Origin of the sequence: Pseudomonas sp. NPDC087804 (assembly GCF_044742965.1) — a bacterium.
Classification (GTDB): domain Bacteria; phylum Pseudomonadota; class Gammaproteobacteria; order Pseudomonadales; family Pseudomonadaceae; genus Aquipseudomonas; species Aquipseudomonas rustica.
In genome coordinates this window covers 19,606-34,609 of the sequence record NZ_JBIUVN010000016.1, presented here as the reverse complement: position 1 = coordinate 34,609, position 15,004 = coordinate 19,606, and the positions used below count along the sequence as shown (strand labels likewise).

General features: G+C 59.4%; 14 protein-coding genes. 9 read left to right on the top strand and 5 right to left on the bottom strand.

Going from position 1 to position 15,004, the window contains the following annotated elements:
• Positions 1-122: 122 nt before the first annotated feature.
• On the top strand, positions 123-845 hold the full coding sequence (locus tag ACIOMO_RS18875; RefSeq protein WP_159812697.1) for a response regulator: 723 nt from the start codon (positions 123-125) through the stop codon (positions 843-845).
• Positions 842-2,452 carry an ATP-binding protein gene (locus ACIOMO_RS18870; protein ID WP_212548937.1) on the top strand — a complete coding sequence of 537 codons (1,611 nt, stop codon included), beginning with the start codon at positions 842-844 and terminating at the stop codon, positions 2,450-2,452. Before ACIOMO_RS18875 ends, ACIOMO_RS18870 begins: the two co-directional genes overlap by 4 nt.
• 116 nt (positions 2,453-2,568) lie before the next feature.
• Here the strand turns inward: ACIOMO_RS18870 and ACIOMO_RS18865 are convergent, their stop codons facing one another.
• Together ACIOMO_RS18865 and ACIOMO_RS18860 are read right to left on the bottom strand one after the other, a co-directional pair.
• Positions 2,569-3,288, bottom strand: coding sequence for a 4'-phosphopantetheinyl transferase (locus ACIOMO_RS18865; protein ID WP_159812693.1), 720 nt, complete (start codon positions 3,286-3,288; stop codon positions 2,569-2,571).
• Between the two features lie 195 nt (positions 3,289-3,483).
• Positions 3,484-4,275 carry a dienelactone hydrolase family protein gene (locus ACIOMO_RS18860; RefSeq protein WP_212548939.1) on the bottom strand — a complete coding sequence of 264 codons (792 nt, stop codon included), beginning with the start codon at positions 4,273-4,275 and terminating at the stop codon, positions 3,484-3,486.
• Positions 4,276-4,419: 144 nt separating this feature from the next.
• Here ACIOMO_RS18860 and ACIOMO_RS18855 point away from each other — a divergent pair, with 144 nt between their 5' ends.
• The 3 genes from ACIOMO_RS18855 to ACIOMO_RS18845 all read left to right on the top strand — a co-directional run bounded on the left by ACIOMO_RS18855 (position 4,420) and on the right by ACIOMO_RS18845 (position 7,196).
• A complete protein-coding gene (locus ACIOMO_RS18855) occupies positions 4,420-5,025 on the top strand; it encodes a hypothetical protein (RefSeq protein WP_401242775.1) in 606 nt (201 codons plus the stop codon).
• Positions 5,026-5,175: 150 nt separating this feature from the next.
• Entirely contained in the window at positions 5,176-5,853 is a 678-nt protein-coding gene (locus tag ACIOMO_RS18850) for a response regulator transcription factor (protein ID WP_053122799.1), read from the top strand.
• Positions 5,850-7,196 (top strand): ATP-binding protein, encoded by a 1,347-nt coding sequence (locus ACIOMO_RS18845; protein WP_053122797.1) that lies wholly within the window; start codon positions 5,850-5,852, stop codon positions 7,194-7,196. The genes ACIOMO_RS18850 and ACIOMO_RS18845 overlap by 4 nt, the downstream gene beginning before the upstream one ends.
• A 203-nt stretch (positions 7,197-7,399) precedes the next feature.
• On the opposite strand, the gene ACIOMO_RS18840 is transcribed toward ACIOMO_RS18845, so the two are convergent.
• Complete coding sequence (locus ACIOMO_RS18840; RefSeq protein WP_401242772.1) at positions 7,400-8,398, bottom strand: AraC family transcriptional regulator; 999 nt, start codon at positions 8,396-8,398, stop codon at positions 7,400-7,402.
• Between the two features lie 351 nt (positions 8,399-8,749).
• On the opposite strand from ACIOMO_RS18840, the gene ACIOMO_RS18835 reads away from it, so the two are divergent.
• Positions 8,750-10,084, top strand: a complete 1,335-nt coding sequence (locus ACIOMO_RS18835; RefSeq protein ID WP_159814994.1) for a dicarboxylate/amino acid:cation symporter — start codon at positions 8,750-8,752, stop codon at positions 10,082-10,084.
• Positions 10,085-10,316: 232 nt separating this feature from the next.
• Positions 10,317-11,498 carry a CaiB/BaiF CoA transferase family protein gene (locus tag ACIOMO_RS18830; RefSeq protein WP_401242769.1) on the top strand — a complete coding sequence of 394 codons (1,182 nt, stop codon included), beginning with the start codon at positions 10,317-10,319 and terminating at the stop codon, positions 11,496-11,498.
• Between the two features lie 110 nt (positions 11,499-11,608).
• On the opposite strand, the gene ACIOMO_RS18825 is transcribed toward ACIOMO_RS18830, so the two are convergent.
• Together ACIOMO_RS18825 and ACIOMO_RS18820 are read right to left on the bottom strand one after the other, a co-directional pair.
• A complete protein-coding gene (locus ACIOMO_RS18825) occupies positions 11,609-12,103 on the bottom strand; it encodes a SprT family zinc-dependent metalloprotease (protein ID WP_053122789.1) in 495 nt (164 codons plus the stop codon).
• Positions 12,104-12,231: 128 nt separating this feature from the next.
• A complete protein-coding gene (locus ACIOMO_RS18820; protein WP_053122787.1) occupies positions 12,232-12,834 on the bottom strand; it encodes a Yip1 family protein in 603 nt (200 codons plus the stop codon).
• 425 nt (positions 12,835-13,259) lie between these two features.
• On the opposite strand from ACIOMO_RS18820, the gene ttcA reads away from it, so the two are divergent.
• A complete protein-coding gene (gene ttcA, locus ACIOMO_RS18815; RefSeq protein WP_038367448.1) occupies positions 13,260-14,084 on the top strand; it encodes a tRNA 2-thiocytidine(32) synthetase TtcA in 825 nt (274 codons plus the stop codon).
• 164 nt (positions 14,085-14,248) lie between these two features.
• Positions 14,249-14,923, top strand: a complete 675-nt coding sequence (locus ACIOMO_RS18810) for a DNA-3-methyladenine glycosylase I (protein ID WP_159814991.1) — start codon at positions 14,249-14,251, stop codon at positions 14,921-14,923.
• The last annotated feature ends 81 nt before the right edge of the window (positions 14,924-15,004 follow it).

Sequence of the window (15,004 nt, the reverse complement as noted above, 5' to 3'; positions counted from 1 at the left end):
TCTTGATAAAAACAAAATCAAAAGATCGCAGCCTCGTTTCAATCGACAGCTCCTACAGGGGATCGTCTGGATTCGGGCAATCGTCTTCCTTTATTAATAACAATAGAAAGCAGAGGTCACCGGTGGAGCAACAAGCCTGGCAGGTATTGATCGTCGAGGATGACCAGCGACTGGCCGAACTCACGCGCGACTACCTGCAAGCCAATGGACTGCGCGTGGAAATCGAAGGCAACGGTGCGCTCGCCGCAGCGCGGATCATTAACGAACAACCGGATCTGGTGATCCTCGACCTGATGCTGCCCGGCGAAGATGGCCTGAGCATCTGCCGCAAAGTCCGCGACCGTTACGACGGGCCGATCCTGATGCTCACCGCGCGCACCGACGATGCCGACCAGATCCAAGGCCTCGACCTCGGCGCCGACGATTACGTGTGCAAACCGGTGCGCCCGCGTTTGTTATTGGCGCGGATTCAGGCGTTGCTGCGACGCAGTGACTCACCCGAGCCGACCAGCGAAAAAAGCCGTCGCCTGCAATTCGGCCCGCTGGTGGTCGACAACGCATTGCGCGAAGCCTGGCTCAGCGATAACGGCATCGAACTGACCAGCGCCGAATTCGATTTGCTCTGGCTGCTGGTCTCCAACGCCGGGCGCATTCTCTCGCGGGAAGAAATCTTCACCGCCCTGCGCGGCATCGGTTACGACGGCCAGGATCGCTCGATCGATGTGCGCATCTCGCGCATTCGCCCGAAAATCGGCGACGATCCTGACCATCCACGCCTGATCAAAACCGTGCGCAGCAAAGGTTACCTGTTCGTCCCTGAAGCCTGCGTAGACCTGCCGCTGTGAACTCGATCTTCCTGCGCATTTACGGCGGCATGTGCGCAGCGATCATTCTGGTAGCGGTGCTCGGCGTGCTGGCGCTGAACCTGCTCAACCAAGTGCGCAGCGAGCAGTACCGCGAGCGTCTGGCCCACGGCACGTTCTCGCTGATGGCCAGCAACCTGCAACCGATGAACGAAACCGAACGCCATCGCGCATTGCTGGTGTGGGAGCGTTTGCTGGGGATTCCGCTGGCGCTGAAGAAGTTTGCCGACACCGATCTCGACCTGACCCAACGCACCCGCGTGCAGCGCGGCCAGGCTTTGGTCGAACAGACCGGCCCGCACGCGGCGAAGGTCTATCGACTGGTCAGCGACAAAGAGCAGCTTGTGCTCGTAGGCGAGGTGCAGCAGATCAGCGAGCAACTGGCCCGCGCGACAATTTACCTGCTCGCCGATGAGCTGGTGCGCGTGCCGGTCGCCGACCAACCGAAACGGCTGGCGCAGATAAAGGAAGAGAAGGGCTTCGGATTCGATTTGCGTTTGGTCACGGTGGATGACGCCGACATGGACGAAGACCAGAGCCGCCGCGTGGCCGAGGGCGACACGGTGATGGCGCTGGGCAAGGGCGGCGATTCGATCCGCGTGTTCGCCGGTATGGTCGGCACGCCGTGGGTGCTGGAGATCGGCCCGCTGTACCAGATGAATCCCTATCCGCCGGAGTGGCTGGTGCTGATCGCCGCGCTCGGGCTGAGTCTGATCGGCTTGATCGTTTACTTGCTGGTGCGCCAACTCGAACGGCGTTTACGCGGTCTCGAAGCGGCGGCCACGCGCATCGCCAAGGGCAGTCTGGAAACTCGCGTGCCGGCGCGCGGTGCCGACTCGGTCGGGCGGCTGGCGGCGGCGTTCAATGGCATGGCTGAGCACTTGCAACAACTGCTGGCGATCCAGCGTGAACTGGTGCGCGCGGTGTCCCATGAGTTGCGCACGCCGGTGGCGCGTCTGCGTTTCGGTCTGGAAATGATCGGCTCGGCGACCACCCCGCAAGCGCTGGAAAAATACCGCGAAGGCATGGATCACGACATCGAGGATCTCGATAAGCTGGTCGATGAAATGCTCACCTACGCGCGACTGGAGCAGGGCTCACCGGCGCTGACCTTCCAGCGGATTGATCTGGATGCGTTGGTCAATCAGGTCATCGAAGAATTGGCGCCGTTGCGCGCCGAGGTCACGGTGCAGCGCGGGCTGTGTCTGTCGGCTGCGGACAATGACGATGCGTGGGTCGAGGCTGAGCCGCGTTATCTGCACCGCGCGTTGCAGAATCTGGTGAGCAACGCCATGCGCCATGCGCGTTCGAATGTGACGGTGAGTTATCAGGTCGGGCAATTACGTTGCCGGGTCGACGTTGAGGATGACGGGCCGGGTGTGCCGGAAGTTGCCTGGGAGAAAATCTTCACGCCGTTTCTGCGCCTGGATGACAGCCGCACGCGGGCGTCGGGTGGGCATGGACTGGGGTTGTCGATTGTGCGACGGATTATTCACTGGCACGACGGCCGGGCGTTGATTGGCAAGAGCAAGAGTTTGGGCGGGGCGTGTTTTAGTTTGAGTTGGCCGCGTAATCAGGAACGCCGTTGAGAAATTTAGTGATTTTGCTGGCCCCATCGCGAGCAGGCTCACTCCTACATTTGGAATGCGTTCCCCTGTAGGAGTGAGCCTGCTCGCGATGGGGTCAGCGGCCACCCTACAAATCCTCAGGCCTTAATGCTGACCAAACTCAACAACTGCCCATCCCGCACCCCAAACTGCGCATCCAGCTCTGTCCCGCTGCACCATTCAGCCGACAAATCCGTCAGCAGCCGCAACCGAACCTCGCCCGCCTCAGTCCATTCCAGCACTTCCGCATGCTCGAAATAAAAGCGCTTCTGCACAATCGGATACAGCGCTTTGAACAAACTCTCCTTCACCGAAAACGTCAGCGTCACCCACAACGCCAACTGATCCCGCGAGCCTGCTGCCATGCGCTGCATTTCCGCCGGCGTGAGGATTTCTCCGGCGAGGCGTTCGGCGCGTTCGGCGTTGAGCAGGTTTTCCAGATCCATGCCCAAACCGCGCCAGTGCTGTTTATTGGCAACAATCGCTGCTGCGCGCCCGGTGCTGTGGGTGATCGAGCCGCAGATATGCGCCGGCCACACCGGTGCGCGATCTTCGCCAATCGGCGGAACCACGCTGGAACCTTCCAGTTGCTGTAACGCCGCCCGAGCGCAGATCCGACCCGCGAGAAATTCAGCCTGACGCTTGGCCACCGAACGCTGAATGCTCGGCGGCGGCTCGATGGCGCTGCGACGAAAATCATCGCCGAGCAGTTGCGCCGGATCGAAGTGAGTACTGAGCAGCACGGTATCGGCCAGCACCGAGGGCAACGGCCAATCGGCATCGAGCGGGGTGCAGCAGGCGGGGAGGGTGAGGTTCATGGCGGGCATTTTGCCGGTTAGCACCCACGCTGACCAGTGCCTGCCCGTGTAGGAGCTGCCGAAGGCTGCGATCTTGATCGTTCCCACGCTCTGCGTGGGAATGCCTCAATAGACGCTCTGCGTCCGCGTTGGGACGCAGAGCGTCCCGGGCTGCATTCCCACGCAGAGCGTGGGAACGATCAGGGTCGGGGACGGTTAGCTGAAGATTTTCTGGAAGAACGCTTTCATGTCCGCCCAGGATTTTTCATCCGCCGCCTTGTTGTAACCAATATCCGGACCACCATGTTCGCCATGGCTCAAACGATCCGCATCCGGGTTGGTAAAACCATGCTTGGCACCCTCAAGCGTGACGAACTTGTAGTTGGCCCCGGCCTTGTCCATTTCCGACTTGAACGCGATGACGTTGTTCGGCGTGACCATGCTGTCCAGCGCGCCATGCTCCACCAGAATTTTCGCCTTCACACTGCCGGGCGTCGCCGGTGTATTGGTCGCCAATGCACCGTGGAAACTCACTACCCCCAACAACGGCTCGCCCTGACGCGCCGCGTTCAGCACCACGCCCCCGCCGAAGCAATAACCAATGGCCGCGAGTTTGTTCACGTCGGTCTGTGGCTGCTTCTTCAGCAAATCCAGACCGGCTTCGAAGCGTTTGCTCGATGCCGCCGCATCCTTGGTCGCCGCCTGCATGAACGCCATCGCATCTTTCGGGTGCTCGGTGTTCTTGCCCTCGCCGTACATATCAATCGCCAGCGCGCTGTAGCCAAGCTCGGCGAGATCACGCGCTCGGCGTTTGGCGTAATCGTTCAGGCCCCACCATTCATGCACCACGACGACACCCGGGCGTGCGCCTTTTATAGCGTCGTCATAGGCGTAATAGCCGATCAACTTAGTGCCGTCGGCGCTCTGGTAAGGGATTTCTTCGGTCTTGATCGCTGCCTGAGTCAGGCTGCTGACCGCCAGCAAAGTGAGGGCGAGGAACAGGCGCATGGTCGGGGTCTCTTTATCGAAAGTGGTCAAAACAGCCTAGACGATTTGGTTCAGGTCAGGTTCAGAGACGGTTCAGGGGCGGTACAGGGGCTGGTCAGTAACCTTGCGCCATACCCAAACAGCACTGTGAAAGAGGAAATACCCATGACTCGTATAAACAAACTGCTGCTGGCATTTACCCTGTTAGGCTCCAGCCTCGCGGCCAATGCCGACGACACCACCAATTTCGCCGGCCTGTCCTTCGGCCAGACCAGTGACAAGATCGACAAGTCCAACGCGCTGAACGACAACCTCGGTCACCCGAACGCCACCGACGCCATCGATGGCAACAACACTTACGGCGTACGCCTCGGTCAGCAAAACAGCCAAGGTCGCTACTACGCCACCTACGACAACGTGTCGGGCTCGCACAATGGCATTAAACTGCGACAGGAAAATCTGCTCGGCAGCTACGATCTGTTCTACCCGGTGGGCGGCAGCACCAAGTTGTTCGGCGGTGCCACGGCAGGTCTGACTAAACTCACTCAGGATTCGCCAGGCTACAGCCGCGACAGCGACATCGGTTATGCGGTCGGCGGCCAGTTGGGTGTGTTGCAACAAGTGACCCAGAACACCTCGGTGGAACTCGGTTATCGTTACCTGATGAGCAATGCCAGCACCGAAATGAAAGAAAGCGGCGGCAGCAAACAAGGCTCGCTGGATCTGGACAGCAGCGCGCAGACTTACCTGTCGGCCAACTACAACTTCTGAGGACGACAGCGAAATTATTGTAGGAGCAAAGCTTGCTCGCGATGGCGCCGGATCAGTCGACTTCTAATTGACTGATTCACCGCTTTCGCGAGCAAGCTTTGCTCATACAGGTGTGTTTTTGGAGATTCTGGATTTACCCGGGAGAGCGTTATGAAACTGTTGGTCGTCGAAGATGAGGCGCTGTTGCGCCATCACCTGCAAACCCGCCTCACGGAGAGCGGTCACGTGGTCGAGTCCGTGGCCAATGCCGAAGAGGCGCTGTACCAGACCGGACAGTTCAACTTTGATCTGGCGGTGATCGATCTCGGCTTGCCGGGCATGAACGGCCTCGACCTGATCCGCCAGTTGCGCTCGGGCGGCAAGACCTTTCCGATCCTGATCCTCACCGCGCGCGGCAACTGGCAGGACAAGGTCGAAGGCCTCGCTGCCGGCGCCGACGATTACGTGGTCAAGCCGTTCCAGTTCGAAGAACTCGACGCGCGCCTGAATGCCTTGCTGCGCCGCTCCAGCGGTTTCACCCAGTCGACCATCGTCGCCGGACCGTTGCTGCTCGACCTCAATCGCAAGCAGGCGACCCTCGACGAACAACCGCTGGCGCTGACCGCCTACGAGTACCGCATCCTCGAATACCTCATGCGTCATCACCAGCAAGTGGTGCCCAAGGATCGCTTGATGGAGCAGCTCTACCCGGACGACGACGAGCGCGATCCGAACGTGATCGAAGTGCTGGTCGGCCGCCTGCGCCGCAAGCTCGAAGGCCCGGCCGGCTTCAAACCGATCGACACCGTGCGCGGCCTCGGCTATTTGTTCAATGAGCGCTGCACTTGATTCGTTCGCTTCGCGTCCGCCTGATGCTCGCCGCCACCACGTTGGCGGTGTTGTTCATGCTCGCCTTGCTCCCGGCGATGCAGGGCGCGTTCAGCCTCGCGTTGCAGGACTCGATCGAACAACGGCTGGCCTCGGACGTCACCACGCTGATCTCTGCCGCACGCATTGAAAACGGTCGGCTGGTGATGCCGAATCAGTTGCCGGACGAGCGTTTCAACCTCACCGACTTCCGCCTGCTCGGCTACATCTACGACCGCGAAGGGCACTTGGTCTGGCGCTCGAAAGCCACCCAGGAAGAACAGATCAACTACAAACCGCGCTACGACGGCCTCGGCAACGAGTTCGCGCGGATTCGTGAGGCCAACGGTCAGGAATTCTTCGTCTATGACGTCGAAGTCAAACTGCTCGGCGGCAAAAGCGCGGCGTTCAGCATCGTCGCCCTGCAACCGGTGCGCGAATACGAAGTCACGCTCGAAGGCCTGCGCGAAAACCTCTACCTCGGTTTCGGCGCAGCCTTGCTGGTGTTGCTGGCGCTGTTGTGGATCGGCCTGACCTGGGGCTTAAAAGCTTTGCGCCGACTCAGTCAGGAACTCGACGAAATCGAAGGCGGCACTCGCGAAAGCCTCACCGAACAACACCCGCGCGAACTGCTGCGCCTGACCGGCTCGCTCAACCGCTTGCTGCACAGCGAACGCCAGCAGCGCAGCCGCTATCGTGACTCCCTAGATGATCTGGCGCACAGCCTGAAAACCCCGTTGACAGTGTTGCAAGGCGTCAGCGAAGACATGGCCCAGCGCCCCGAAGATCGCGATCAGGCCTGGGTGCTGCAATCGCAGATCGAACGCATGAGCCAGCAGATCGGCTACCAACTGCAACGCGCAAGCCTGCGCAAAAGCGGCCTGGTGCGCCATCAGGTGCGTCTGCAACCGGTGCTGAAAAGCCTCTGCGACACGCTGGACAAGGTCTATCGCGACAAACATGTGCGCGTGGCGTTTGATCTGCCGGAGCATTGTTACGTGCCGATCGAGCAGGGCGCCTTGCTGGAAATGATGGGCAACCTGCTGGAAAACGCTTATCGGCTGTGCTTGGGCGAAGTGCGCATCAGCGTGCGTGAAAATCACGCCGGGGTTGAACTGTGTATCGAAGACGACGGCCCGGGCGTACCGCCGGATCAGCGTGCGCGGATTCTCGAGCGTGGCGAACGGCTGGATGCCCAGCATCCGGGGCAAGGGATCGGCTTGGCGGTGGTCAAGGACATCATCGAGAGTTACAGCGCCAAGCTGACGCTGGGGGATTCACCGATGGGTGGGGCGGCGTTCAGGATTCATTTTCCGGCGGTGTGATCGGGGGCTGCCCTCACCCTAACCCTCTCCCAGAGGTAGAGGGGACTGACCGAGGTGTCTAGCGTTATCCACCGACCTGAAATAGCCAGTCGATTATGGATTCAACAGCGAAGTATCAGGTCGGCGGAGATTTCGAGCATCCCCCAATCAGTCCCCTCTCCCTCCGGGAGAGGGTTAGGGTGAGGGGCTTTTGATGTAATGCCTCACTGTTCCTGCGCCCGATAAGCCCCCGGCGTCAGCCCCGTCCATTTCTTGAACGCCCGGTGAAACGCCGACGGCTCTGAAAACCCCAACTGCTCGGCAATCTGCTGCAACGACAAATCCGCGCGCCCCAAATGGTAGATGGCGATATCCCGCCGCAGCTGATCCTTCAACTCCTGAAAACTTGTGCCTTCCTCACGCAAATGCCGGCGCAACGTCTGTGGGCTGATGTGCATTTGCGCGGCCACCGCTTCCAGATCCGGCCAATTCGCACTGTCACGGCTGAGCAAGCGGCGCAGCCGACTGCTCAGGCTGTCACCGTCATCCGGGCGCGACAGCAAGTCAGCGGGGGAGCGTTCGAGGAAGTGTTTGAGCGTGCGTTCGTCCTGCAACAACGGCATGTGCAGGTAGCGGCTGTGAAACAGCAGGCTGCTCTGATCGCCGGCAAACGTCATCGGACAGGGAAACAGCAAATCGTATTCCGCGCCGTGTTCGGGGCGCGGATAGCTGAATGTCACCTGTTCCAGCCGGATGCGCTGGCCAATCAGCCAACTGCCGAGGCGATGCCAGATCACCAGCAGGCTCTCGGTGAGAAAGTGATCCGGATCCCACAATTGCGCATCATCAAGGCTCAAACGTACCCATTCGTCTTCGCGGCTCAGGGTCAGGCGCGGGCCTTGCGGGAATAGGCTATAAAACAATAAGCCGCGTTGCAGAGCCTTCTCCAGATTGCGGCAATGAATCGAGGCGTGGCACATCATCGCGAAGCTGCCGGGCTTGCTCGGTGCATTGCCGAAACCGAGGTATTCGTCATCCAGCGCCAGCCACAGGCCCTGGATCAACTGAGTGAACTGCTCCGGCGCGAGACGCGCGCGAGGTTCGTCGAGCAATTCCGGGCTGATGCCCAGTTGCAGCAACAGACTCGAATAGTCGAAACCCAGGCGGCGTGCGCCACCGAGGGCGGCACGGGCGAAATGACTGGCGATGGTGCGTTCGCGCATAAGCGGCAAATCCTTCCTCAGGCGCCGGATGGTAGCCGGGGGTGATGCGAGCAACAAGGCGGATTTCCGCCAAATTGTAGGACGACAAGCGGCGAGTTGGCGGAAATCCGCCACACTCAAGTCACCGCACGTTGGCACTAAAAAGACCTGCAGCCCTTGATGTCAAAAGGCTTGCCGGGAAATGCACCAAAGTGGCACGGCGTTTGCGATAAGAGCGACAGAAGCGTGCGTTTATCCCGCCCGGAAAACGCCGCTCCAACAACAAATCCCTCCAGTGCAGGAGGGTTCGCAATTCAGGTTTCGCGGCGTAACAGATGGATGTTGCACGCGGGGCTCTTGAGGAAACTTGCAATGACGACTCGTCAGCCACTGTACAAATCCCTGTATTTTCAGGTGATCATCGCGATCATCATCGGTATCGCGCTTGGTCATTACTACCCGCAGTTCGGCGTGGCGGTAAAGCCGCTGGGTGACGGGTTCATCAAACTGATCAAAATGATCATCGCTCCGATCATCTTCTGCACCGTGGTCAGCGGCATCGCTGGCATGCAAAGCATGAAATCGGTCGGCAAGACCGGTGGTTACGCGCTTCTGTACTTCGAAATCGTTTCGACCATCGCTCTGCTGGTTGGTCTGGTTGTGGTCAACATCGTGCAGCCGGGCAACGGCATGCACATCGACGTTGCCACCCTCGACGCTTCGAAAGTCGCTTCCTATGTCGCGGCGGGCGCTGACCAAAGCGTTGTCGGCTTCCTGCTCAACGTGATCCCGACCACCATCGTCGGCGCGTTCGCCACCGGTGACATCCTGCAAGTGCTGATGTTCTCGGTGATCTTCGGCTTCGCCCTGCATCGCCTGGGTGACTACGGCCGTCCGATCCTCGACTTCATCGATCGCTTCGCCCACGTGATGTTCAACATCATCAACATGATCATGAAGCTCGCGCCAATCGGTGCCTTCGGTGCCATGGCCTTCACCATCGGCGCTTACGGCGTGGGTTCGCTGGTGCAGCTGGGTCAACTGATGATCTGCTTCTACATCACTTGCCTGCTGTTCGTGCTGATCGTGCTCGGCGGCATCGCCCGCATGCACGGTTTCAGCGTGCTGAAAATGATCCGTTACATCCGTGAAGAGCTGCTGATCGTACTCGGCACTTCGTCGTCGGAATCGGTACTGCCGCGCATGCTGATCAAGATGGAGCGTCTGGGCGCGAAGAAATCGGTAGTGGGTCTGGTGATCCCGACCGGTTACTCGTTCAACCTCGACGGCACCGCGATCTACCTGACCATGGCCGCTGTGTTCATTGCTCAGGCAACCGACACGCACATGGACATCACGCACCAGATCACGCTGCTGGTGGTGCTGCTGCTGTCCTCCAAAGGCGCAGCCGGTGTGACCGGTTCGGGCTTCATCGTGCTGGCCGCGACTCTGTCGGCGGTAGGTCACTTGCCGGTGGCCGGTCTGGCGCTGATCCTCGGTATCGACCGCTTCATGTCCGAAGCACGCGCACTGACCAACCTGGTGGGCAACGCTGTTGCGACCATCGTGGTTGCCAAGTGGGTGAAAGAGCTGGACACCGACGTACTGCAATCCGAACTGGCATCGGGCGGTCGCGGTATCGCTGATACCCGCCCTGAAGATGATCTGGGTGTGGCTGAAGGCCCGGCCCCGAGCAGCGTCAAGTAAGTAAAAAAGCCCTTGTGGCGAGGGGATTCATCCCCGATGGAGTGCGCAGCAGTCCCTTCTTTTTAGTGGTAGAAGGGAGCCGCTACGCGACTCATCGGGGATAAACCCCCTCACCACAGGGTTTTTTATTGCCTGCGATTTGAGCGTAACGGTCACACCCGCTGACATATCCGGTGATTGCTGCATCGGCAATGGCTGCCTAGGCTGAGTGCATCGCCCAAGGAGTTCGCTCATGTCTGCACCGCTGGCCTCACTGAAAATCCTCGATTTCTCCACGCTGTTGCCGGGGCCGTTCGCGTCGCTGTTGCTGGCGGACATGGGCGCCGAGGTGCTGCGTATCGAATCGCCGACGCGCATGGATCTGCTGCGCGTATTACCGCCGCACGATGGCGGGATGTCTGCCAGTCACGCCTATCTCAATCGCAATAAGCGCAGCCTGGCGCTGGATCTCAAGCAGCCCGAAGCGCTCGAGGTGATCAAGCAATTGCTGGCGGATCACGACATCGTTTTGGAACAGTTTCGTCCCGGCGTGATGGAGCGATTGGGTCTCGGATACGAGGCACTTAAGGCGATCAATCCCAAGCTGATCTATGTGTCGATCACCGGTTACGGCCAGACCGGCCCGTACAAGGATCGCGCCGGGCATGACATCAACTATCTCGCCCTCGCCGGGCTCTCCAGCTACACCGGTCGCGCCGACAGCGGGCCGTTGCCGTTGGGTATGCAGGTGGCGGATGTCGCCGGTGGTTCGTTGCACGGGGTAATCGGTTTACTCGCAGCGGTGATTGCGCGGCAGCAAACGGGGCAGGGCACCCATCTGGACGTGAGCATGACCGATTGCGCATTCAGCCTGAATGCCATGGCCGGCGCCGGTTATCTGGCGTGCGGCGAGGAGCCGGGCTGGGAAGACCAGATGCTCAATGGCGGCAGCTTTTACGACTATTACCGTTCGCGGGATGGGCGCTGGATGTCGGTCGGCAGTCTGGAGCCGGCGTTCATGCAGCCACTGTGTGCGGCGCTGGGCCGGCCGGAGTTGGCGGCGCAAGGCTTGTCGCCGAAACCTGAGCAGCAGCGGGCGCTGAAGGAGGCGTTGAAGATCGAGTTCGAACGGCATGACTTTGCTGAACTGTGCGAGCTGTTTGCCGGGATCGATGCGTGTGTCGAGCCGGTGTTGAATTTGAGTGAGGCGGTGCGGCATCCGCAGTTGCAGGCGCGCGAACTGGTAACGCAAGTGCCGCGCGGGGATGGCACGACGCAGGCGCAGATGGCGTGTCCGTTGAAATTTTCCGAGGATTTACCGGCACCGCGGCATGTCGGGGCGGTGTTGGGGCAGCATACGGATGAAGTGTTGGGGGAGTTGGGGTTTAGTCCTGAGCGAATTGCAGAATTGCGCTCTGTCAAAGTCGTTCTTTAGTGCCTGTGCCGGCCTCATCGCGAGCAGGCTCACTCCTACAATTGGAATGCATTTCACCTGTAGGAGTGAGCCTGCTCGCGATGGGGCCAGAACAGACAACACAAATCTGACTATTCCACCCGCATCTCACCACTGAACACCAACGTATTCCGGCAACTACGACACAAATACCGCCGCCCCTGCCGCACAAGGCTATGCCGCTGCGCCGAAAACGGAAAATCACTGTCCACGCACGGGCATTTGTAGATATAGCGGGTAACGCTGCGACGTTTAATGGCGTAGGTGTGGCAGCGATCCGGCGGCAGTTCGTAAACCCCGCGCATGATCAGTTGCCATTCCTCGCCGTGCGGCTGAATGCGGTCGCCAAACAACTGATGGGCGATCAGGTGCGCAACTTCGTGGGCCACGGTTTGTTTGAGGAAATGTTCGGTGTTTTCCCGGTACAGCTGCGGATTGAAGCGCAGCAGGTTCTCGTGCAAATGCGCGACACCGGCTTTTTGCCCGCGCAGCTTGAGACTGACGACAGGGCGTTGGAAGTGACGTTTGAAAAAGGATTCAGCGAGTTGGTAACAGTCTTCGACGCGGGTATTGAGTTGCTCGGGCATGCTTGATGGATCTCCAGAGACGTCGAGTATGCCGCAACCCTGGGGACTTGCGAATCGTCGAGCTGCCGAATGGTCGTCCGGCAAACGACAAGGCCGCCTCGCGGCGGCCTTTATGAACAAGACGTTTGCTAGTTGGTGTATACGGGCCCTACGCCCAGCCCCCAGACGATCACGGTAAACGCCATGATGGCGACCAGCACCACCAGACCCACCGCCAGCACTGAGCTTGAGAACAGGAAACCTTCGTCCGACGGAATATTCATGAACGTCGGCAGCCCCACGTACAACAGATAAACCGTGTAACAGATGGCCGCCGTGCCGACGATCATCCCCAGCCACATATGCGGATACAGCGCCGCCAAACCTCCGACAAACAACGGCGTTGCGGTGTAAGTGGCGAATGCGACACACCGGGCCAGACTCGGGTTGGCGTCGTACGTACGCGCCATCCAGTGCACGAAAGCGCCCATGACCGCGACGCCGCCAAGCATCGCCAGGTACGACATGACGGTCATCCAGATCGCGCTTTCGACGGTGAGCATTACTGGCGCGCGGTTACCGATCACCCAGCCGACCTGGGTAGTGCCGATAAACGCCGAAATGGCGGGGATCGCCGCCAGAATCAGCGTGTGTGTCAGGTACATGTGGCTGATGCTTTCCTCTTGGTCGCCACGGATTTCCTTCCATTCCTGATCGGGGTGGGTAAAAAGTCCCACTACGTGATGGATCATGCCAGTCACTCCTCTTGTTATTGCCATCGCCCCCCAACGGAGCGCCTACGGGCCAATGAGGCCGAGCAAAGTCAGGTCATGGATGTGTGCGACCTTATGTCGCAGTATAGAAAGGACTTAACCGCACAGGTATTAGGGGCTTAGAGCAAATCGCGCTGTAAACACGGGGCTTAATCGCCTTGAGGTCTTGCCGGTAAGGCATTTTTGATGCTTGAAACACTTTTGTGGCGAGGGGATTTATCCCCGTTCGGCTGCGCAGCAGTCGCCAAGCCATTCATCGCGCAGTGTCAGGCAATACGAGTTCTCAGGTTTTGGGGCTGCTTCGCAACCCAACGGGGATAAATCCCCTCGCCACAGATGCTTCGCGCATCCAGGGTTTTTGCGTAAAATGCCGGCCTTTCGTCACACCTCACGGATTTCGCGTCATGGGCACTCTTACGGTCAACCAGAACAAACTGCAAAAGCGCCTGCGCCGCCTGGCCGGCGAAGCGGTTGCTGACTTCAACATGATTGAAGACGGCGACAAGGTCATGGTCTGCCTGTCCGGGGGCAAGGACAGTTACACCATGCTCGACGTGCTGCTGCACCTGCAGAAGGTTGCACCGATCAAGTTCGAGATCGTCGCGGTGAACATGGATCAAAAGCAGCCGGGCTTCCCCGAGCACGTGCTGCCGGCCTATCTGAAAGAACTGGGCGTCGAGTACCACATCGTCGAGAAAGACACCTACTCGGTGGTCAAGGAACTCATCCCGGAAGGTAAGACCACCTGCTCGCTGTGTTCACGTCTGCGTCGCGGCACGCTGTACACCTTTGCTGACGAAATCGGCGCGACCAAGATGGCCCTCGGTCATCACCGCGACGACATTGTCGAGACGTTCTTCCTCAACATGTTCTTCAACGGTTCGTTGAAAGCCATGCCGCCGAAGCTGCGCGCCGACGATGGCCGCAACGTGGTGATCCGTCCGCTGGCGTACTGCAACGAGAAAGACATTCAGGCCTATTCGGACTTGAAGGAATTCCCGATCATCCCGTGCAACCTCTGTGGTTCGCAGGAAAACCTGCAGCGTCAGGTGGTCAAGGAAATGCTTCTGGACTGGGAACGCAAGACACCCGGTCGAACGGAAAGCATCTTCCGCAGTCTGCAGAATGTCATCCCGTCGCAACTGGCCGACCGCAACCTGTTCGACTTCACCAGCCTGAAGATCGACGAAACCGCGGCTTCGCGCTTCGTGAACGTCGTCAATCTGTAAACCCCATTTTTATGTGGCCGCGCTTTTTGTGGCGAGGGGATTTATCCCCGATGGGCTGCACAGCAGCCCCAGCTTTTCTGGGGAGCTCCGCTCCCCATCGGGGATAAATCCCCTCACCACAGGGCCCCGCATTAGTTTCTTTATTCAATTCACCAGGAGAGGGCATGCGCGATTACAAGTGGCTGCACGAATACTGTCTGAACCGCTTCGGTTCGGCGGCTGAACTGGAAGCCCATCTGCCCGTTCCCAAGACTCCCGCACAACTGCGCAAAATCAGCGACGACCGCTACCTTTCGACCATGGCCCTGCGCGTGTTCCGTGCCGGCCTCAAGCACAGTCTGGTCGACGCCAAGTGGCCGGCCTTCGAAGAAGTGTTCTTCAAGTTCGACCCGGAAAAAGTCGTGCTGATGAGCGCCGAGCACCTCGAGCGCCTGATGCAGGATGCGCGGATCATCCGCCACCTCGGCAAGCTGAAAAGCGTACCGCGCAATGCGCAGTTCATTCTCGATGTGGAAAAGGACAAGGGCAGTTTCGGCGCACTGATCGCCGACTGGCCGGTGACCGATATCGTCGGCCTGTGGACGTACCTGAAAAAGCACGGACATCAACTCGGCGGGCTGTCAGCGCCACGGTTTTTGCGCATGGTCGGCAAGGATACTTTTGTGCCGAGCTACGACGTGGTCGCGGCGCTCAATGCGCAGAAGATCGTCGACAAAGTGCCGACCAGCCAGCGTGATCTGGCGATTGTGCAGAATGTCTTCAATCAGTGGCATGAAGAGAGTGGCGGACGGCCGATGAGCCAGATTTCGATGATGCTTGCTTATACCGTCAACCATTGAATCGCTGAAAGATCGCAGCCTTTGGCAGCTCCTACAGGGAAATGCATTCCAAATGTAGGAGCTGCCGAAGGCTGCGATCTT